Below are 223 nucleotides of genomic sequence, written 5' to 3'. Positions count from 1 at the left end.
CCCGCGTCCGAGACCGTGAACGTCATGCCGTTCGTATGCCGCGGCAGGACGGTCAGCGGACGCAAAACCATGTCCTTCACCCCGTACGGCAACGGAACCGCCCCGGCCAGCTGCAGCGTCCCGGTCTCCGCGATCGCCGCCAGCCGCTGCTCCACCTCATCGGGCAGGATCAGCTCCGGATGGAAACCCTCCAGCCCCAGCAGGATCGCCGTCATGGTGCCAT

Annotated in this window: 1 protein-coding gene; it reads right to left on the bottom strand. The window is 67.7% G+C overall.

Going from position 1 to position 223, the window contains the following annotated elements; genetic code table 11:
- On the bottom strand, positions 1-215 hold a 215-nt coding region (locus ABFP37_RS22685), incomplete at its 3' end, for a serine dehydratase beta chain (RefSeq protein WP_347035056.1).
- Positions 216-223 lie beyond the last annotated feature (8 nt).

It is taken from the genome of Burkholderia sp. RS01 (assembly GCF_039748055.1).
GTDB lineage: Bacteria > Actinomycetota > Actinomycetes > Actinomycetales > Micrococcaceae > Arthrobacter.
This window is presented reverse-complemented; position numbering and strand designations above follow the sequence as displayed.